General features: G+C 70.5%; 17 protein-coding genes. All 17 read right to left on the bottom strand.

The annotated features are described in order from the left end of the window. Nucleotides 1-81 precede the first annotated feature (81 nt). The 17 genes from ACGF2V_RS13630 to ACGF2V_RS13550 all read right to left on the bottom strand — a co-directional run bounded on the left by ACGF2V_RS13630 (nt 82) and on the right by ACGF2V_RS13550 (nt 18,961). Nucleotides 82-897, bottom strand: a complete 816-nt coding sequence (locus tag ACGF2V_RS13630; RefSeq protein WP_362621846.1) for a F0F1 ATP synthase subunit delta — start codon at nt 895-897, stop codon at nt 82-84. Beyond that, complete coding sequence (locus tag ACGF2V_RS13625) at nt 894-1,439, bottom strand: F0F1 ATP synthase subunit B (protein WP_389044137.1); 546 nt, start codon at nt 1,437-1,439, stop codon at nt 894-896. The genes ACGF2V_RS13630 and ACGF2V_RS13625 overlap by 4 nt, the downstream gene beginning before the upstream one ends. Before the next feature lie 47 nt (nt 1,440-1,486). Beyond that, nucleotides 1,487-1,714, bottom strand: a complete 228-nt coding sequence (gene atpE / locus ACGF2V_RS13620; RefSeq protein WP_030386954.1) for an ATP synthase F0 subunit C — start codon at nt 1,712-1,714, stop codon at nt 1,487-1,489. A gap of 72 nt (nt 1,715-1,786) precedes the next feature. Further along, entirely contained in the window at nt 1,787-2,623 is an 837-nt protein-coding gene (gene atpB / locus ACGF2V_RS13615) for a F0F1 ATP synthase subunit A (RefSeq protein ID WP_362705441.1), read from the bottom strand. Nucleotides 2,624-2,833: 210 nt separating this feature from the next. Further along, nucleotides 2,834-3,271 carry a hypothetical protein gene (locus tag ACGF2V_RS13610; RefSeq protein ID WP_362705359.1) on the bottom strand — a complete coding sequence of 146 codons (438 nt, stop codon included), beginning with the start codon at nt 3,269-3,271 and terminating at the stop codon, nt 2,834-2,836. A gap of 782 nt (nt 3,272-4,053) precedes the next feature. Further along, nucleotides 4,054-5,448, bottom strand: a complete 1,395-nt coding sequence (locus ACGF2V_RS13605; protein WP_362621851.1) for an MraY family glycosyltransferase — start codon at nt 5,446-5,448, stop codon at nt 4,054-4,056. Nucleotides 5,449-5,622: 174 nt separating this feature from the next. After that, complete coding sequence (gene glyA / locus ACGF2V_RS13600) at nt 5,623-6,942, bottom strand: serine hydroxymethyltransferase (protein WP_362705362.1); 1,320 nt, start codon at nt 6,940-6,942, stop codon at nt 5,623-5,625. Between the two features lie 252 nt (nt 6,943-7,194). Further along, entirely contained in the window at nt 7,195-7,836 is a 642-nt protein-coding gene (locus ACGF2V_RS13595; protein WP_362621854.1) for a protein-tyrosine-phosphatase, read from the bottom strand. Continuing rightward, nucleotides 7,833-8,480 carry an L-threonylcarbamoyladenylate synthase gene (locus tag ACGF2V_RS13590; protein ID WP_362621856.1) on the bottom strand — a complete coding sequence of 216 codons (648 nt, stop codon included), beginning with the start codon at nt 8,478-8,480 and terminating at the stop codon, nt 7,833-7,835. Before ACGF2V_RS13590 ends, ACGF2V_RS13595 begins: the two co-directional genes overlap by 4 nt. 130 nt (nt 8,481-8,610) lie before the next feature. Next, entirely contained in the window at nt 8,611-9,456 is an 846-nt protein-coding gene (prmC, locus tag ACGF2V_RS13585; RefSeq protein ID WP_362705365.1) for a peptide chain release factor N(5)-glutamine methyltransferase, read from the bottom strand. An 85-nt stretch (nt 9,457-9,541) separates the two neighbouring features. Beyond that, nucleotides 9,542-10,618 (bottom strand): peptide chain release factor 1, encoded by a 1,077-nt coding sequence (prfA, locus tag ACGF2V_RS13580; RefSeq protein ID WP_362621859.1) that lies wholly within the window; start codon nt 10,616-10,618, stop codon nt 9,542-9,544. A 153-nt stretch (nt 10,619-10,771) separates the two neighbouring features. After that, on the bottom strand, nt 10,772-10,996 hold the full coding sequence (gene rpmE / locus ACGF2V_RS13575; protein WP_362621861.1) for a 50S ribosomal protein L31: 225 nt from the start codon (nt 10,994-10,996) through the stop codon (nt 10,772-10,774). 227 nt (nt 10,997-11,223) lie between these two features. Then, nucleotides 11,224-12,327, bottom strand: a complete 1,104-nt coding sequence (locus ACGF2V_RS13570; protein ID WP_362705368.1) for an LCP family protein — start codon at nt 12,325-12,327, stop codon at nt 11,224-11,226. 440 nt (nt 12,328-12,767) lie between these two features. Further along, nucleotides 12,768-14,771 carry a transcription termination factor Rho gene (rho, locus tag ACGF2V_RS13565; RefSeq protein WP_362621865.1) on the bottom strand — a complete coding sequence of 668 codons (2,004 nt, stop codon included), beginning with the start codon at nt 14,769-14,771 and terminating at the stop codon, nt 12,768-12,770. A gap of 405 nt (nt 14,772-15,176) precedes the next feature. Continuing rightward, nucleotides 15,177-16,094: a homoserine kinase gene (gene thrB, locus ACGF2V_RS13560; RefSeq protein WP_362705371.1), complete on the bottom strand. Its 918-nt coding sequence runs from the start codon at nt 16,092-16,094 to the stop codon at nt 15,177-15,179. 461 nt (nt 16,095-16,555) lie between these two features. Continuing rightward, nucleotides 16,556-17,626 (bottom strand): threonine synthase, encoded by a 1,071-nt coding sequence (gene thrC, locus ACGF2V_RS13555; protein WP_362621870.1) that lies wholly within the window; start codon nt 17,624-17,626, stop codon nt 16,556-16,558. Nucleotides 17,627-17,632: 6 nt separating this feature from the next. Beyond that, nucleotides 17,633-18,961: a homoserine dehydrogenase gene (locus tag ACGF2V_RS13550; protein WP_362621872.1), complete on the bottom strand. Its 1,329-nt coding sequence runs from the start codon at nt 18,959-18,961 to the stop codon at nt 17,633-17,635. Between the last annotated feature and the right edge of the window lie 75 nt (nt 18,962-19,036).

The following is a 19,036-nucleotide window of genomic DNA, read 5'->3' as shown; positions in this document are numbered from 1 at the left end:
ACCCCCAGGAATCTTCTGCAGTTTCTGCACGGCCCAACCGGGCCGCTGGTCTTGCTCTGGTTCTTTTGCTGCGTCGGCCGGTCAGCCGGCCATGCGGCGGCTCGCCTCGGCGAGACGGTCCGCGATGGTGCCGTTGATGATCTCCTCACCGACCCGCACCTCGATCCCGCCGAGGACCTCGGGGTCCACGTCGAGGTTCAGGTGCATGGGCCGGCCGTAGATCTTCGCCAGTGCCGCGCCGAGACGCTGCTTCTGCCGGTCGCTCAGCGGCACCGCCGAGATGACCACGGCGACCATGCGGTCCCGTCGCTCCGCGGCGAGCTTGGAGAGGGACTCGAGTCCCGCTTCCAGGCTACGTCCACGCGGCTGGGTGACGAGGCGCGTGATCACACGCTCGGTGGCCGGCCGGGTCCTGCCGCCGAGCAGGCTGCGCAGCAGCTGGCTCTTGGCGGTGGCGGACGCGGCACGGTCGGTGAGCGCCGCACGCAGGTCCTTGTCGGAGGCGACGATCCGGCCGAACCGGAACAGCTCGTCCTCGACGTCGTCGAGGTCTCCGCCGCGCTGGGCGGCGGTGAGGTCGGCGATGTTCGCCAGTTCCTCGACCGCGTCGACCAGGTCGCGCGACTGCGACCAGCGGGAGCGGACCATGCCGGAGACCAGGTCGACGGTCTCGCCGCCCACCTGACCGCCCAGCAGTCGTCCGACCAGCTCGGCCTTGGCCTCGCCGGCCTGCGACGGGTCGGTGAGGACCCGTCGCAGTGAGACCTCGCGCTGGAGCAGCGCCGTCACGGCGGCCAGCTCGTCGGCGAGCTTCGCCGCGTCGACCGACGTGCTGTCGGTCAGCGCGTCGAGACGCTCACGTGCCGCAGCCAGTGCCTCGCGGCTCGCGCCGTTCATCGGACGGCCTCGGCCTTCGCGTCGGCCTTCGCCTCGAGCTCGTCGAGGAAGCGGTCGACGGTGCCGCTCTGGCGGGCGTGGTCCTCCAGGGACTCCCCGACGAGCTTGCCGGCCAGTTCGACGGCGAGCGTGCCGACGTCCTGGCGCAGCGCCGCGGCCGCGGCCTTGCGGTCGGCCTCGATCTGGGCGTGACCGGCAGCGACGATCTCCTCACGCTGCCGCTGGCCCTCGGCCCGCATCTCCTGCAGGATCACGGCGCCCTGCTCCTGCGCCTCCTGGCGCAGACGAGCGGCTTCGTGGCGGGCCTCGGCGAGCTGAGCCTTGTACTGCTCGAGCACGCTCTGGGCCTCGGTCTGGGCCGCATCGGCCTTTTCGATACCGCCTTCGATGGCCTCGCGGCGCTCTTCCAGAACCTTGTTGATGTTCGGGAGGAGCTTCTTGGCGAGGAAGCCGAAGACGATGAGGAAGGCGATGAGGCCGATGACGAGCTCGGGGATCGGCGGGACGAGAGGGTTCTCCATCTCGGCCGCGACCGTAAGCATCTGGCTCACGTCATTGCCTTTCGTCGGAACGGACTAGTCGCGGTTCGTCAGCTGTACACGAACGGCATAACCAGACCGATCAGGGCCAGCGCCTCACAGAAGGCGAAGCCGAGGATCTGGTTGGCGCGGATGAGACCGGCAGCCTCGGGCTGACGGGCGAGAGCCTGCGTGCCGTTACCGAAGATGATGCCGACGCCGACGCCGGGGCCAATGGCGGCCAGGCCATAACCGACGGAGCTGAGCGAACCGGTGACGGCGGCAAGGGTCTGGGACATGCCAGTTCTTCCTTCTCTTTCACGGACCGGTGGGGGTTGGCCACCGGACGACTGGGGGTAGGGGAGGCGCGATCAGTGGTGCTCGGCGACGGCGCCCTGGATGAAGGCGCACGCCAGGAGCACGAAGACGTACGCCTGAACAGCCTGGATGAACAGCTCGAAGGCGGTCATCACGATGACCATCACGAACGAGACACCCGCGTAGGCGATACCGATGCCGTTCAGCAGGTACCAGCTGGCGATGGTGAAGAGGAGCAGCAGCGTGTGACCGGCGAACATGTTCGCGAAGAGTCGGACCGCGTGCGTGAAGGGCCGGACCAGGACGTTCGAGAAGAACTCGATGACCATGACCAGCGGAAGCACCGGGCCGAGCGACTTGTCGTAGCCCGTCAGGTTCTTGAAGCCGCCGACGAAGCCGTGGCGCTTGAAGGTGATGCTCATCCACAGGACGTAGACGATCAGTGCCAGACCGGCCGGGTACGCGATGATCGACGTCACCGGGAACTGGGCGAGCGGGATGATCGACCAGAGGTTCATCATCCACACGAAGAAGAAGATCGAGACCATCAGCGGGACGTACTTCTCGCCCTCGCGCTTGCCCAGCGTCTCGTAGACGATGCCGCGGCGCACGAAGTCGTAGCCGGCCTCGGCGACCATCTGCAGCTTGCCCGGAACGATCTTCGGCTTACGGAAGGCGGCCCAGAAGAAGCCGACGATGATGACCGTGCCGAGCAGCGCCAGCAGCATCGTCTTGTTGAAGTAGAAGTTGCTGTCCGCATCACCGAAGATCGGCTCGAACAGGAACGAATGCAAGCCGGGACCCGGGAAACCACAACCATCGAAGATGTGGCAATCGGTCTCGAAGGCGAGCACCTGTGTCGGGTCAGCACTCACCGCGGGCTCCTTCAGCGTGGCGCATAGGTACGGCAACCTCGTTGTGTCGGCGCGGCGCGCAGCCGCGGTTCGGCACTGGACTGGTGTTACGGATGTGTGAGCGGCAGTCAGGCATTGAGCCTCGCGATCGAGCAGGCGTCAGCTCACATGCCCGCGCCCGCAATGCCGCAGTTGGAACCGGACGATAGCAGGGTCTTGAACCCACGCTTATCCCGCCCCTACCCTTCACGACTTCGACCCGGCGTTCTCGGGCTTCCCGCTCTTGTCGGACTCGGGTTCGACGTAGAGGATCTTGGCCTTCATGTGCGCACGCGCCTGTGCGCCGATCCACACGAGAGTCGCCACGACCAGAGTGATCGCGAAGGACTTCGGGTTGAACACCGTGGTGTCCTTGAATGCGGCGACGAAGATGAACAGCAGGAGGAGCTGAGCCGTGTACAGCATCAGCCCCATCGCCTGGAAAAGCTGGGGCAGGGACCGGGCGGTCCGTTGCAGGACCACGAGTCCGACCCCCATGAAGAGGATCACCACGAGCGTCCCCACGACCGCGCCGAGGGCTCCCTTGCCGCCCGCGACACCGCCGCTGATCGCAGCGGCGACAGCGCCGACGACAGCGGTGGGTACGGCGGTCTGGAGGAGAGTCCGGGCGTCGTTGGACGGCATGGGGCAGCTCCGCTTGCAGGGGATGGGCAGTGTGTCGTCGTGGACGAGCGTAGGGCCCGGTCCGTGTCGATGACTCGGGCCGTCGGACCGTGGTACTCAAGTCCTTCAACTCCGTCACCGGGCCTAGTGAACGGTATCACAAACTATTTGATGAGGTCTTTACCAAGAGCTGTGCTTGGTGTCACACGTGAGAGTGAAATTGCGCGTGTGAGCGCTACGAGCGTCAAATCATCCTGTAATGAGCCGGTTCACGGCTGCGCGCAGAAGCAGCATTCCTACCATCAATCGCGGGGCGGCTACTTTCAGTCAACCTCAGCGCACCTCGATTCGCCTCCGCCGAGCCCACTCGGCAGGTCACGACCCCACCATGGTCGACCCGGGGCCGCGCGCGGGAACCTCGCCGAGCGGAACGGCGAACGCCGTGGTTGCAATGGCTGCTGCGGAAAGTTTGCGCACCCTTCCGTCTCCATCGATGAGCGGACAGGGACGACTCACCCCGGTCACGGGCAAGCCAACTCCCCCTCGGCGTAGGCGTTTCCAGCATGCGGTAATCAACAAGGCAGGAAGAATCCGCATCGAGCGCGGCTCGATGCGGCCTCAACCGCACCCGCTCCCTGCCGTCGGCGCACGCAGTGATTTTACTTACGCGAAGCTCCTCGGTGGGCGGCCTTCCGGGAGAAGGCGGTCGACGTCGCCCGGTGCACACAGGCGATATTCAGACGTTCCCAGTCGACGCCTGGCCAACGCCTGCGACTCTTGATGCGGCTGTGGCGAGACGCCCCTCAGCGGGAGCGTTCCTCCATGCGCGGGGGCGAAGGACACGGACGAGCGCCGAGCGCGGTCGCCCCGTTGGCGCCGGGCACACCCGCGGCGACGGCGGCGGACCGCTCGTGGCCGCGTCGGTCCGTCTCCCCCATCTGACCTTCCGGAAACCGCTGTTGGGTCTCGCCGGCCCCCGCGGACGCCTCTGCCGCCGACGCCTCCCCCGAGCGATCGCGGCGTCGGCGGTAGCGGGGCGGCAGGAAGCGTTCCGCCCAGTACGGCGCCCGGGGCGTGAACCGCGGCAACAACAGCAGGACGAGGCCCAGCGCGCTCATTCCCATGATCACCAGCACGATCCACAGGGACGCCGAATGCACGGAATATCCCACCGCCCCGAAGGCGATCAGCGCCGACCAGAAATACATGATCAGCACGGACCGGCTGTGCGAATGACCGATCTCCAGCAGCCGGTGGTGCAGGTGCCCGCGGTCCGCTGCGAACGGCGACTGGCCGTTCCAGGTGCGCCGCACGATCGCCAGCACCAGGTCCGCGGCCGGGATCGCGATGATGGTCAGCGGCAGCAGCAGCGGGATGAAGACCGGCAGCATCGCGTGGGTGGCCTCGCGCTCACTGCCCGCGAAGAGCTTCATCGTGTCCGGGTCGACCTGGCCGGTGACGGAGATCGCCCCGGCCGCCAGCACGAGCCCGATCAGCATGGATCCCGAGTCGCCCATGAAGATCCGGGCCGGGTGCATGTTGTGCGGCAGGAAGCCCAGGCACATGCCCATCAGAATCGCCGTGAACAGCGTCGCGGGGGCCGCCGCCTCGATCATGTGCCCGTACCAGAGCCGGTACGTGTACAGGAAGAACGCGGCCGAGGCGATGCACACCATGCCCGCCGCGAGGCCGTCCAGGCCGTCGACGAAGTTGACCGCGTTGATGGTGATGACGACCAGGGCGACCGTGAGCAGCGTGCCCTGCCACTGGGTGAGCGCGACCGTGCCGATGCCGGGGATCGGCAGCCACAGGATCGTCAGGCCCTGGAGCACCATCACGGCGGCGGCGATCATCTGTCCGCCGAGCTTGATCAGCGCGTCGATCTCGAACTTGTCGTCCAGGACCCCGATCAGCCAGATCAGCGCCGCCCCGGAGAGCAGCGCCCGTGGCTCGTCGGACTGCTGGAAGACCCAGTCGAGGTTGTGGAGATGGGCCGCGACGATCAGACCCGCGCACAGTCCCCCGAACATGGCGATGCCGCCGAGCCGGGGTGTCGGTTCCCGGTGCACGTCGCGCGCGCGGATCGCGGGCATCGCCCCGACCGCGATGGCGAACTTGCGCACCGGACCGGTCAGCAGATAGGTCACCGCAGCCGTCACGCAGAGCGTCAGCAAGTAATCACGCACGGGCTGCCCCACAGATTTCGCCGGCCATCTCAGTCCACACCTTAGACCGTCCGGAAGGACCGATTCCTGATCGAGGACACAGCGGGCTCATAGCCGAGGACACCGCGGACGGTTGCCGATGATTCCGTGTTCCGCCCTCCTCGTCGGCCCGTCCGGCCGCCGCCGGCCGCTCCCCCACCGGGCCGGTCAGCCCGGTCCGGGCGTTTCCAGGCCGGGGCCGGCGGCCCGCGCACCGGGCGGGTACGGCGGGTGCGCGCGGGCCAGCTCCCGGACCTCCGCGCGGACGTCCCCCGCCGCGCCCTCCTCGCGCACCGCCGCCCCGAACAGCTCCGCCAGCCGCGCCATGTCGGCGCCGCCCATGCCCTGGGTGGTCACCGCCGCCGTGCCGAGCCTGAGGCCGCGGGCGTCCCCGTACGGGAGCGCGCAGACGTCCAGGACCAGGCCCGCCGCCGCCAGCCGGTCCCGGGCGACCCGCCCGTCGACGCCCAGGGGTGCCGGGTCCGCGACGATCAGGTGGGTGTCCGTACCGCCCGTGACGACCTCGAAGCCCTCGGCCTCCAGACCTGCGGCCAGCACCCGGGCGTGCGCGACCACCTGGCGGGCGTACGCGGCGAAGGCCGGCGCGGCCGCCTCCCCGAACGCGACGGCCTTCGCGGCGATCGTGTGCATCTGCGCGCCGCCCTGGGTGAACGGGAACACCGCCCGGTCGATCCGCTCGGCCAGCTCGGCGCCGCACAGGATCATCCCGCCGCGCGGGCCGCGCAGCACCTTGTGCGTGGTCGCGCAGACCACGTCGGCGTACGGCACCGGGCTCGGCGCCGCTCCCCCGGCGATCAGCCCCATCGGGTGCGCGGCGTCGGCGATCAGATAGGCGCCCACCTCGTCGGCGATGTCCCGGAACAGCTCATGGTCCGGGTGCCGGGGGTAGGCGATCGAGCCGCTGACGATGGCCTTCGGGCGGTGCGCGCGGGCCAGGGTGCGCACCTGGGCGTAGTCGATCAGGCCGCTCTCGGAGTCCACTCCGTACCCGACGAACCGGAACCAGCGGCCGGAGAAGTTGGCGGGCGAGCCGTGCGTGAGGTGGCCGCCGTACGGGAGCCCCATCGCGAGCACCGTGTCGCCGGGCCGCAGCAGGGCGGCGTAGGCGGCGAGGACGGCGGAGGAACCGGAGTGGGGCTGGACGTTGGCGTGTTCGGCTCCGAAGAGGGCGGTGGCGCGGTGGCGGGCGATGCGTTCGGCGGCGTCGGCGTGCTCGCAGCCGCCGTGGTGGCGGGCGCCGGGGTAACCCTCGGCGTACTTGTTGGCGAGCGGTGAGCCGAGGGCGGCGAGGACCGCGGGCGAGGTGAAGTTCTCGGCGGCGATCAGCTGCAGGGTGCTCGACTGCCGGTCCAGCTCCGCGAGCAGCACGGCGGCGATCTCCGGGTCCTCCCGGAGCAGGGCGTCGGAGTCCTGCGGCAGGGCCGCACCGGCGGTGGAGGGGTGCGCGGCGGGAGTGGTGACCGGCATAGAGGAGCTCCGGGCCTGGAGTGGGTGCGCGGGCGTCAGCACCAATGTAGGCCCGTCAGGGGCCCTCCGCCCGCTGTGCGCCGCCCGCCGTACACCCGCGCGGGCTTCCCGGGCGCACGGCCGCGCGTACGGCCGTCGGAGCGGGGTGCAGCCGCGTCGGCCGGCGTGGCCGGTGCTCCCTGGGCGACGCATGGGACCGGTGCGGCAGGACACGGGACCGGCGCGCCGGTGAGCGGCCGGCACGCGGTGCGTTCAGTGCACGGCCGGTATGCCGGTCAGCGCGGTCACGACCGGGTCCAGGGCCTGGTTGATCTCGTCGCCGACGGACCGGAAGAACGTGATCGGGGCACCGTACGGGTCGTTCACCTCGTCGGCCTCGACGGTGGGCGCCAGCAGCCAGCCGCGCAGCGCGGCGGCGGCGCGCACCAGTGCACGGGCGCGCTCGACGACGCCCTCGTCGCGCGCGTCGGGCAGGGTGGCCGGGTCTATGGCCCGGACCAGGCGGGTGAACTCCTTGAGCGTGAAGGTCCGCAGCCCGGCCGAGTGTCCCATCGAGATGACCTGCGCCCGGTGGTCGCGGGTGGCGGTGAGCACCAGGTCGGCGCGGATCACGTGCTCGTCGAGGAGTTCCCGGCCGACGAAGCCCGTGGGGTCGGCGCCGAAGTCGGCGAGGACGATCTCGGCGTTGGCCTCCATGGGGGCGCCTTCGTGGCCCCAGGTGCCCGCGCTCTCCACGATCAGCCCGCCCAGCAGCGGATCGCCGAGGCGGTCCACCAGGGCGTGCCGGGTCAGCCGCTCGGTGATCGGCGAGCGGCAGACGTTGCCGGTGCTGACGTGGAGGATGCGGAAAGTGTCGGCCCGCCCCGCTATGCCACGCCCCTCAGGGGCGGTCAATTCGCCACCTCGAGGTCGGGTACCACCTTGCGGAGTTCCTCGACGGAGACCGCGCCGGCGCGCAGCAGTACGGGGACCTTGCCGGTCACGTCGACGATCGACGACGGCACGATGCCGGGCGTCGGTCCCCCGTCGAGGTAGACGGAGACGGAGTCGCCGAGCATCTCCTGGGCGGCGTCGCAGTTCTCGGGGGCGGGGTGGCCGGTGAGATTGGCGCTGGAGACGGCCATCGGGCCGAACTCGGTGAGCAGTTCGATGGCGACGGGGTGCAGCGGCATCCGGATGGCGACGGTGCCGCGGGTGTCCCCGAGGTCCCAGTGCAGTGACGGCTGGTGCCGGGCGACGAGCGTGAGGGCGCCCGGCCAGAAGGCGTCGACGAGCTCCCACGCCTGCTCGGAGAAGTCGGTGACCAGGCCGTGCAGGGTGTTCGGGGAGCCGATGAGCACGGGGGTGGGCATGTTGCGCCCCCGGCCCTTGGCGGCGAGCAGATCGGCGACGCCCTCGGAACTGAAGGCGTCCGCGCCGACGCCGTACACGGTGTCGGTGGGCAGCACGACCAGTTCGCCGCGGCGGACGGCCGAGACGGCCTCGCGCAGCCCCGTCGCACGGTCGGTCGCGTCGTTGCAGTCGTATCGCCGTGCCATCAGCCGGCCTCCTCAAGCATGTACGGATAGGGCGGGTACGGGGCGGGCGGGCGGGTACCACCGGTCACGGCACGGCCGTGCGCCCCGTGGTCGCCGGTCGCGGCCCGGCTCCGTGTGCGGGTGGCGCCGGTCACGGCATGGCCTTGCGGGCGGTGGCGAAGCGCGGCCGGTTGTTGAGATCGGGGTGGTCGGCCGCGTCGGCCCAGCCGCGTTCCTCGGCGAAGATCCACGGCACCTGGCCGCCCTGGGTGTCGGCGTGCTCGACGACGACGAGGCCGCCCGGGCGCAGCAGGCGGTGCGCGGTGCGTTCGATGCCGCGGATGGTGTCGAGGCCGTCTTCGCCGGAGAACAGGGCCATCTCCGGGTCGTGGTCGCGGGCCTCGGGGGCCACGTACTCCCATTCGGTGAGCGGGATGTACGGCGGGTTGGAGATGACCAGGTCGACCTGGCAGTCGAGCTCGGGAAGGGCGGTGAGGGCGTCGCCGTGGTGGACGGTCACCCTGGACCCCTCGGCGTTCTTCCTGGTCCACTTGAGGGCGTCGTCGGAGAGTTCCACGGCGTGCACCCGGGAGCGCGGCACCTCCTGGGCGATGGCCAGGGCGATGGCGCCCGATCCGCTGCACAGGTCGACGACGGTCGGCTCGACGACGTCCATCGCGCGCACGGCGTCTATCGCCCAGCCGACCACGGATTCGGTCTCGGGGCGGGGGACGAAGACCCCGGGCCCGACCTGGAGCTCCAGGTAGCGGAAGAAGGCGCGGCCGGTGATGTGCTGGAGCGGTTCGCGGGCCTCGCGGCGGGCGACGGCCTCCCAGTAGCGGGCGTCGAAGTCCGCGTCCGGCACACGGTGCAACTCGCCCCGCTTGACGCCGTGCACGAAGGCGGCGAGTTCCTCCGCGTCGAATCTCGGTGAGGGCACACCGGCGTCGGCCAGCCGCTGGGTGGCCTGGGCCACCTCGGCGAGCAGCAGGTTCATCGCGGTACTCCGTACGGGTTACGGGCGGGGCGGGCTTTGCTCGGACCGGCCGACGTCGTCGATGTGTCGACGCGTGCGGCCGGTCCTATGCCGCGGCGAGCTTCGCGGCGGAGTCGGCGTCGACACACGCCTGGATCACCGCGTCCAGGTCGCCGTCGAGCACCTGGTCCAGGTTGTACGCCTTGAAGCCGACGCGGTGGTCCGAGATCCGGTTCTCCGGGAAGTTGTACGTGCGGATCTTCTCGGAGCGGTCCACGGTGCGGACCTGGCTGCGACGGGCGTCGGCGGCCTCGGCCTCGGCCTTCTCCTGGGCGGCGGCGAGCAGGCGAGAGCGCAGGATGCGCATGGCCTGCTCCTTGTTCTGGAGCTGGCTCTTCTCGTTCTGGCAGGAGGCGACGACACCGGTCGGCAGGTGGGTGATGCGGACCGCGGAGTCCGTGGTGTTGACGGACTGGCCGCCGGGCCCGGAGGAGCGGTAGACGTCGATGCGGAGATCGTTCGCGTGGATCTCGATGTCGACCTCCTCGGCCTCGGGGGTGACGAGCACGCCGGCCGCGGAGGTGTGGATGCGCCCCTGGGACTCGGTGGAGGGCACGCGCTGCACGCGGTGCACGCCACCCTCGTACTTCAGACGGGCCCAGACGCCCTGGCCGGGCTCGGTGGCTCCGTTGCCGCCCTTGGTCTTCACCGCGACCTGCACGTCCTTGTAGCCGCCGAGTTCGGACTCGGTGGAGTCGATGATCTCGGTCTTCCAGCCGACGCGCTCGGCGTAGCGCAGGTACATCCGCAGCAGGTCACCGGCGAACAGGGCGGACTCGTCGCCTCCGGCGCCCGCCTTGATCTCCAGGAGCACGTCCTTGTCGTCGCTGGGGTCGCGCGGAACCAGCAGGAGGCGGAGCTTCTCGGTGAGCTCCTCGCGCTGCTGTTCCAGATCCTTGACCTCGGCGGCGAAGTCGGGGTCGTCGGCGGCCAGTTCGCGGGCGGTCTCGATGTCGTCGCCTGCCTGCTTCCAGGAGCGGTACGTGGCGACGATCGGAGTCAACTCGGCGTAGCGCTTGTTCAGCTTGCGCGCGTTGGCCTGGTCGGCGTGGACCGCCGGGTCCGCGAGCTTCTTCTCCAGATCGGCCTGTTCGCCGATCAGTTCCTCGACGGCCTCGAACATCTTCGGGCTCCTGGTTCCTTCACTCGGACGTGCCTGCTGGACGGCGTGCCGCCGTCCGGACGGGGGTACGGGGACGTGTCGCACCCCGAGCCGGAAAAGCGCCGGTCTCGGCGCCCCCGGGAAGAGGGCGCCGAGAACCGGCGCAGTGGCTCGCTACTTGCTGGCGGAGCCGGCAGCCTTGCCGAAGCGGGCCTCGAAGCGGGCCACGCGGCCACCGGTGTCGAGGATCTTCTGCTTGCCCGTGTAGAACGGGTGGCACTCGGAGCAGACTTCGGCGCGGATGCTGCCGCCGTCGATGGTGCTCCGGGTGGTGAACGACGCGCCGCAGGTGCAGCTGACCTGCGTCTCGACGTACGCGGGGTGGATGTCGCGCTTCAAGGGTTTCTCCTAGGTTCGGGAGGGCTCCGGGTCGAACGCGCGGGGTGCGTGTCCGTGAACCGGGGCCGACGGTCCAGTCTGCCAGGACCGGCCGCATCTCCCAAAACCGGGGGCGGCCCGCGCCTATTCCCGGGCCCGTTCCCCTGCCGCGGAGGCGACCGGGGACCATCGACCGTCACCTCGCGTCACGGGAGGTCACCGGCTTCGGCCCGCGTCACGGGCGCAGGTCAGCGGACGATGCCGCCCGCGGCTCCCTTGTCACCGGCCGACTTCTCGGTGGCGGAGGCCGGGATGGGCTTGTCCTGCTTGAGCGCGTCCCACACCTGCCGGGCGGACTCCTCCAGCGGTACGACGCGGTTCGGGTCGGCCGGGTCGTACTGGACGGGCATGGTCACCATGTGGACGTTCTCCGGGCTGAGCCCCTTGAGGCCGTTCGCGAAGGAGGCCAGCTGCTCGACCGAACCCAGCTCGGAGTCGGTGGTGACGGCCTTGGTGGCCGCGTCCGCGAGGTCGAACAGCTTCTTCGGGTCGGAGAAGATCCCGACGCTCTTGACCTGCTCCATCAGAGCCTTGATGAACGCCTGCTGGAGCTGGATGCGGCCGAGGTCACTGCCGTCGCCGACGCCCTTGCGGGTGCGCACGAGCGCCAGCGACTGCTCGCCGTTCAGCACGTGGGTGCCGGGGTCGAGGTCGAGGTGGCTCTTGGGGTCGTGGATCGCGGTGGTCGTGGTGATCTCCACGCCGCCCAGCTCGTCGACGAGCTTCTTGAAGCCGGTGAAGTCGACCTCCAGGTAGTGGTCCATGCGGATGCCGGACATGGCCTCGACGGTCTTGACCGCGCAGGCCGGCCCGCCGACCTCGTACGCCGTGTTGAACATCGCGCGCCGCTCACCCGCGACGGGCTGCCCGGTGGTGTCGCTGACGCAGTCCGGGCGGGTGACGAGGGTGTCGCGCGGGATGGAGACGACGGAGGCCGTCCGGTGGCCCTGGTCGATGTGCAGGACCATCGCGGTGTCGGAACGGGCCGTGCCCTCGTCGGTGCCGTACGCGGCGTTCGCGCCGGAGCGGGAGTCGGAACCGAGGACGAGGACGTCCTGGGAGCCGTTGTCGACGTCGTCGGGGCGGTCCTTGCCGAGCGCGGCGTTGATGTCGACGGCCTTGAGGTTGCCGTTGAGCTCGAAGTAGGCGAAGGCGAGTCCGCCGCCGCCGACGGCCACGGCCCCCGCCAGGGTCCAGGCGGCGATCACCGCTGCCCGGCGGCGGCGGGAAGGCTTCTTACGGCGTCTGCCGGTGGCACGTATTCGGATACCGCTCCCGTTCCGCCCGCTCATCCCTCTCCTTCTGTCCCGGCTCCTCGCGGCCACCCCCGGCAGCGGTGCGTGCGCACTGGTTCGTCCCGCTGTGACGACTTGTCACTACTTCACACGACTCGTACGACGTCGCGGTACTTCGTACGACGTCGCGGCATGGAGAAGGGTTGCACAGCGGCTCGTCACATCCGCGTGAGGAACAAGTCGCCGCAAAGGCCGCGTCCCGCGTTGGCGAACAGCTGGTGATCCCGCGCTCACCTGCGGTTTCTCGCCCGGCGCAGTCATCGCCACGGGCCCGGCCGTCATGTCCGTCGTGTGGCGAAGGTCTCGGATCGACCGAAAGCACCGGATCGCGCGCGGAGCGAGAAAGCCGCGCTCCGCGCGGGCGCGCGAAACAGGGCCGCCCCCGTCACCTCGGCGGTGGCGGGGGCGGCCCTGTGAGCCTGCCGGTACGGACGACGTCAGTCGTTGCCGTTGCCCGGAGCGGGCGTCGTCTTCTGGATCTGGAGCAGGAACTCCGCGTTGGACTGGGTCTTCTTCATCCGGTCCAGGAGGAGCTCGATCGCCTGCTGCTGGTCGAGCGCGTGCAGCACCCGGCGCAGCTTCCAGACGATGGCCAACTCCTCGCCGCCGAGCAGGATCTCCTCCTTGCGGGTGCTGGACGCGTCGACGTCCACCGCGGGGAAGATGCGCTTGTCCGAGAGCTTCCGGTCGAGCTTGAGCTCCATGTTGCCGGTGCCCTTGAACTCCTCGAAGATCACCTCGTCCATGCGCGAGCCGGTCTCGACGAGCGCGGTGGCCAGGATGGTCAGCGAACCGCCGTCCTCGATGTTGCGCGCGGCACCGAAGAAGCGCTTCGGCGGGTACAGCGCGGTCGAGTCGACACCACCGGACAGGATGCGTCCGGAGGCGGGGGCCGCGAGGTTGTACGCGCGGCCGAGACGGGTGATGGAGTCCAGCAGCACGACCACGTCGTGGCCCAGCTCGACGAGACGCTTGGCACGCTCGATGGCCAGCTCGGCGACGGTGGTGTGGTCCTCGGCCGGGCGGTCGAAGGTCGAGGAGATGACCTCGCCCTTCACCGACCGCTGCATGTCGGTGACCTCTTCCGGACGCTCGTCGACCAGGACGACCATCAGGTGGCACTCGGGGCTGTTGACGGTGATCGCGTTCGCGATCGCCTGGAGGATCATGGTCTTGCCGGTCTTCGGCGGGGCCACGATCAGACCGCGCTGGCCCTTGCCGATCGGCGCGACCAGGTCGATGATCCGCGTCGTCAGCACGTTGGAGTCGGTCTCCAGGCGGAGCCGGTCCTGCGGGTAGAGCGGGGTCAGCTTCTGGAACTCCGGTCGGCCGCGGCCGGATTCGGGCGCCATGCCGTTCACCGAGTCGAGGCGGACCAGGGCGTTGAACTTCTCGCGCCGCTCGCCGTCCTTGGGCTGACGCACCGCACCGGTGACGTGGTCGCCCTTGCGCAGGCCGTTCTTGCGGACCTGCGCGAGCGAGACGTACACGTCGTTCGGGCCGGGCAGGTAGCCGGAGGTCCGGATGAACGCGTAGTTGTCGAGGATGTCCAGGATGCCCGCGACGGGGATCAGGACGTCGTCCTCGGAGACCTGGACCTCGCCCGCGAAGTCGTCGCGGCCGCGGCGGCCGCGGCGGTCGCGGTATCGGCCCCGACGGCCGCGGCGGCCGCCCGCCTCGTCGTCGTAGCCGTCGTCCTGCTGGCCACCCTGGCGCTGCTGGCGCTGGCCGCCCTGCTGGCCCTGGCCGCCGCCCTGCCCCTGCTCGTCGCCCTTGCCGCGGCGGTCGCGCTGCCGGTCGCGGCGGTCCCCGCGCTCCTGGCGGTCGCCCCGCTCGGCGCGCTGCCCCCGGTCCTGGCGGTCGCCACGGCGGCCCTCGGCCGTGTCGGCGGCGGCCTCGGCGCGGTCCTCGCTCTTCGGCTCGGCGCTCTTGGGCTCGGCCTGCGTCTGGACCTTGGCCTCGACGGCCGGCTTGCTCTCCGCCTTGGGCTCCGGGCTGCCCGCCTGAGCGGTGGCCCGGCGCCGACGGCGTTCGCCCACGGGCTGCTCGTCGCTGGCCGGCTGGCCGGGGATGTCGATCTGCTGCTGGGCGGCGACGGCCTTCTCGGCGGGTGCGGCGGCCTCGCCGGTGCGCGCCTTGGACGTGGTGCGGCGCTTCGGCTTGGTCTCGGCGTCGGCGGCGGGCGCGGCGGCCTTGGGCGCGGCGTTGCCCGCCTGCGCCTCCTTGATGACCTCGATCAGCTGGCCCTTGCGCATCCGCGCGGTGCCCTTGATACCGAGGCCGGACGCGACCTGCTGCAGCTCGGCCAGGACCATGCCCTCAAGGCCGGTGCCGGAGCGGCGGCGCCGTGTGGTGGTGCCAGTGGCAGCACCTTCGGCGGGCGCGGCGCTGTCGACGGTCTTGTCGGCAGTCACGCCCATCAGATCGGTGGTGTCGCTCACGAAGGGTCCTTCCCTGGAGCGGACGTCGGCCTTCTGGCTCGGCGACCGGTTGTGCTGTCCGGCTGCGGCTCTTCTTGCGAACCGTGCCGGGGCGGTGGTCCGCCGGGTACGGCGGAGAAATGAAGGTGTGCGGGGGTCCGGCGCGAGCATCCCCCTGCTCGGCCCACTCCTGGACGAGCGAGGTGTGTCGTGCCGGTTCCGGAGCGTGCACGAAACTGCTCAGGCAGGCTGCTCAGGCAGTTTGGGGAGGCTCCCGGAGAAAAGGTGGTCCCGGAAAGGGACACGGAGCAACGCGCCTCGTGGACGTCGGTTGCAAGCTTGAGGTTAACACTACCGGCTCCAACAAACATTCCCCCTCTCGCTCACCGGCAATCACTTCTCGGCCACCTGGCCCTCATGTCGCTGCTACGGGGCGAGCGGAAGCACACTCGCGCCCGGGGCGTCGAGCGTGAGCCGATTGGCGGCCCAGCCCTCGCCCGCCAGCCGTGCGACCTTGTCGGCCGCACCGTCCTCGGCCAGTGCGAGCACGGTCGGCCCGGCACCGGAGATGACCGCGGGCACGCCGTCGGCGCGCAGCCGGTGCACGAGTTCGGCGCTCTGCGGCATCGCCGGGGCGCGGTACTCCTGGTGCAGCCGGTCCTCGGTAGCGGTGAACAGCAGCTCGGGGCGCCTGGTCAGGGCCTCGACGAGCAGCGCGGCGCGGCCGGCGTTGAAGGCGGCGTCGACGTGCGGGACCGTGCGCGGCAGCAGTCCGCGGGCGGTCTCGGTCAGCACCGGCCGGTCGGGGACGAAAACCACCGGAACGATGGAATCCGCGGGATCCATCCTGATCGCGTGGGCCGATCCGCCGTCCGTCCACGCGAGGGTGAAGCCGCCGAGCAGGCAGGCCGCGACGTTGTCCGGGTGACCCTCGATCTCGGTGGCGAGATCCAGCAGGGCGGCGTCGTCGAGCCGGGTGTCGCCGCCGGTCGTCACCGCACGGGCGGCGACGATGCCGGCGCAGATGGCCGCCGAGGAGGAGCCGAGGCCGCGCCCGTGCGGGATGCGGTTGGCGCAGACGATCTCCAGCCCGCGCGGCTGCCCGCCGAGCAGGTCGAAGGCCGTGCGCAGGGAGCGCACGAGGAGGTGCCTCTCGTCGCGCGGCAGGGTGTCGGCGCCCTCGCCCGCGATGTCGATGTGCAGTCCGGCGTCGGCCACGCGGACGACGACGTCGTCGTACAGCCCCAGCGAGAGGCCGAAGGCGTCGAAACCCGGGCCCAGGTTGGCGCTGGTCGCGGGGACGCGCACCCGGACGGCGGCGGCTCGGAAGGCGGGACCGGCCATCGGTTGGACGACTCTCCTTGTGAGGCGGGGGGTGGTGGTGAAGCGTTTTCTCGACGACGACGGACGTCGTGGCGGCGGGGAGTGGGTTCCGGGGAGTGGTTCCGAAAGACCGACGGCCACAACGACCCCTGCACCGCGGCATATGCGGCGGGCGGGTTGCTTACAGCTTATCGAAGGAAGGTTCTGTGGCGACATAGGGCGCACAGGAGGCGCACGATGCGTGTCGCCCGCCTCCTGCGCGCTCTCGTGTCCCGGAAAGGGGCGGCCGAGCTGGTGCCGTGACCGGCAAGGTGTACCCGGAAGGATCATCGTCCGGTCCGTGCTCACCTCGCCGGTGACCTGCGACGGCCGAGGACGGGCCCGTGCGGGGACGGCCGGGAGACGAGCCGATGGACCGGGGACGGGGCGGGGCCGGTCGCTGCCGTGCCCGCCCCGTCCCCCTGGTCCGTTGTCCGGCGGCTCTACGCGAGACCCAGCTTCTCGGCGGCGGTGGCCGCGTCGACCGGGACCGTGACCGGCTGCGGGGCGCCCGCGACGGCCCAGTCGGGGTCCTTGAGGCCGTTGCCGGTGACCGTGCAGACGATCTTCTGGCCGGGGTCGACCTTGCCCTGCTCCGCGGCCTTCAGCAGACCGGCGACCGAGGCGGCCGAGGCGGGCTCCACGAAGACGCCCTCCTGGGAGGCCAGCAGCCGGTAGGCGGACAGAATCTGGCGGTCCGTCACCTCGTCGATGAAACCACCCGATTCGTCCCGGGCGTTCAGTGCGAACTGCCAGGAGGCGGGGTTGCCGATCCGGATCGCGGTGGCGACGGTCGACGGGTCCTTGACCACCTCGCCGCGGACGATGGGCGCGGAACCCGACGCCTGGAAGCCCCACATGCGCGGGGTGTGCGTGGCCATGCCGTCCGCGGCGTACTCCTTGTAACCCTTCCAGTACGCGGTGATGTTGCCCGCGTTGCCGACCGGGAGGACGTGGACGTCCGGGGCGTCGCCAAGAGCGTCGACGATCTCGAACGCGGCGGTCTTCTGGCCCTCGATGCGGACCGGGTTGACCGAATTGACCAGCGCCACCGGGTAGTTGTCCGAAAGTGAGCGGGCCAGCGTCAGACAGTCGTCGAAATTGCCGTCCACCTGGAGGATCTTGGCACCGTGCACGAGCGCCTGCCCCATCTTGCCGAGCGCGATCTTGCCCCGCGGCACGAGGACGGCGCAGACCATGCCGGCCCGGACCGCGTACGCGGCGGCGGAGGCGGAAGTGTTGCCCGTGGAGGCGCAGATGACGGCGCGCGCGCCCTCCTCCTTGGCACGGGTGATCGCCATCGTCATCCCGCGGTCCTTGAACGACCCGGTGGGGTTGGCGCCCTCGACCTTGAGGTGCACCTCGCAGCCCGTGCGTTCGGAGAGGACCTGAGCGGGGACGAGCGGCGTACCGCCCTCACGAAGCGTGACGACCGGCGTCGCGTCCGTGACCGGGAGTCGGTCCCGGTACTCCTCGATGATGCCGCGCCACTGGTGGGTGCCCTTGCTGGTCATGGGTCCTTACTCCCCTTCAACACGCATGATGCTGGCGACACCGCGCACGGTGTCGAGCTTGCGCAGCGCCTCGACGGTCGCCGAGAGGGCGGCGTCGGGCGCGCGGTGGGTGACGACGACGAGGGACGCCTCGCCGCCGTCCTGCGCGGCGGCGACGTCGAGGCCGCTCGCGCTCCTGGCCTGCTGGCGGAGGGTGTCGATCGACACGCCCTTCTCGGCGAAGACCGTCGCGACCTGCGCGAGCACACCGGGCCGGTCGGCCACGTCGAGGCTGATGTGATAGCGCGTGACGATGTCACCCATGGAGCTGACCGGCAGCCGCGTGTACGCGGACTCGCCGGGGCCGGTGGTCTCGCCCAGCTTGTTGCGGCAGACGGCGACCAGGTCGCCGAGGACCGCGGACGCGGTCGGCGAGCCGCCCGCTCCGGGCCCGTAGAACATGAGCTGTCCGGCCGCCTCGGCCTCGACGAAGACCGCGTTGTACGCCTCGCGGACGGAGGCCAGTGGGTGGCTCAGCGGGATCATCGCGGGGTGCACCCGCGCGGTGACGGAGTTCCCGTCGGCGGCCCGCTCGCAGATCGCGAGGAGCTTGACGGTGCAGCCCATGCGGCGGGCGGAGGCCATGTCGGCGGCGGTGACCTCGGTGATGCCCTCGCGGTGCACGTCACCGATCCTGACCCGGGTGTGGAAGGCGATACCGGCCAGGATCGCGGCCTTGGCGGCGGCGTCGAAGCCCTCCACGTCGGCGGTCGGGTCGGCCTCCGCGTAGCCGAGCGCGGTGGCCTCGTCGAGCGCCTCGGAATATCCGGCGCCGCTGGTGTCCATCCGGTCGAGGATGAAGTTGGTGGTGCCGTTCACGATGCCGAGGACCCGGTTGACCTTGTCGCCCGCGAGTGACTCGCGCAGCGGCCGTACCAGCGGGATGGCCCCGGCCACGGCGGCCTCGTAGTAGAGGTCCTTGCCGTGCTTCTCGGCGGCGGCGTGCAGGGCCGCGCCGTCCTCGGCCAGCAGCGCCTTGTTCGCGGAGACGACGCTCGCCCCGTGCTCGAAGGCGGTGGTGATGAGCGTACGAGCGGGCTCGATGCCGCCGATGACCTCGATGGCGACGTCGATGTCGCCCCGTTTGACCAGGGCCGTCGCATCGGTGGTGATCAGTGCGGGATCGATTCCCTCGCGCACCTTGGAGGGTCGGCGGACGGCGACGCCGGCGAGCTCGACCGGCGCGCCGATGCGCGCGGCGAGGTCGTCGGCGTGCGTCGTCATGAGGCGCGCCACCTCTGAGCCGACCACTCCACAGCCCAGCAGCGCCACCTTCAGCGGACGCGTACGCATCATCCGACCTCGATTCCTCAACCTCTGATATCTGGACCAGTCTCACTCAACGGACGGGAGTTTCTGTCATACGTCCGG

This window comes from Streptomyces sp. NPDC047982 (assembly GCF_043204165.1).
GTDB lineage: Bacteria > Actinomycetota > Actinomycetes > Streptomycetales > Streptomycetaceae > Streptomyces.
The sequence above is the reverse complement of the archived record's forward strand: the minus strand, read 5'-3'. Positions and strand labels throughout refer to the sequence as shown.

What these genes read in the sequence shown, in the direction of transcription:
- ACGF2V_RS13630 (WP_362621846.1), bottom strand. Translation starts at nt 897, where the DNA reads ATGAACGGCGCGAGCCGCGAGGCACTGGCTGCGGCACGTGAGCGTCTC.
- ACGF2V_RS13625 (WP_389044137.1), bottom strand. Translation starts at nt 1,439, where the DNA reads ATGCTTACGGTCGCGGCCGAGATGGAGAACCCTCTCGTCCCGCCGATC.
- atpE (WP_030386954.1), bottom strand. Translation starts at nt 1,714, where the DNA reads ATGTCCCAGACCCTTGCCGCCGTCACCGGTTCGCTCAGCTCCGTCGGT.
- ACGF2V_RS13610 (WP_362705359.1), bottom strand. Translation starts at nt 3,271, where the DNA reads ATGCCGTCCAACGACGCCCGGACTCTCCTCCAGACCGCCGTACCCACC.
- glyA (WP_362705362.1), bottom strand. Translation starts at nt 6,942, where the DNA reads ATGCCGGTCACCACTCCCGCCGCGCACCCCTCCACCGCCGGTGCGGCC.
- ACGF2V_RS13590 (WP_362621856.1), bottom strand. Translation starts at nt 8,480, where the DNA reads ATGGCACGGCGATACGACTGCAACGACGCGACCGACCGTGCGACGGGG.
- prmC (WP_362705365.1), bottom strand. Translation starts at nt 9,456, where the DNA reads ATGAACCTGCTGCTCGCCGAGGTGGCCCAGGCCACCCAGCGGCTGGCC.
- prfA (WP_362621859.1), bottom strand. Translation starts at nt 10,618, where the DNA reads ATGTTCGAGGCCGTCGAGGAACTGATCGGCGAACAGGCCGATCTGGAG.
- ACGF2V_RS13570 (WP_362705368.1), bottom strand. Translation starts at nt 12,327, where the DNA reads ATGAGCGGGCGGAACGGGAGCGGTATCCGAATACGTGCCACCGGCAGA.
- thrB (WP_362705371.1), bottom strand. Translation starts at nt 16,094, where the DNA reads ATGGCCGGTCCCGCCTTCCGAGCCGCCGCCGTCCGGGTGCGCGTCCCC.
- thrC (WP_362621870.1), bottom strand. Translation starts at nt 17,626, where the DNA reads ATGACCAGCAAGGGCACCCACCAGTGGCGCGGCATCATCGAGGAGTAC.
- ACGF2V_RS13550 (WP_362621872.1), bottom strand. Translation starts at nt 18,961, where the DNA reads ATGATGCGTACGCGTCCGCTGAAGGTGGCGCTGCTGGGCTGTGGAGTG.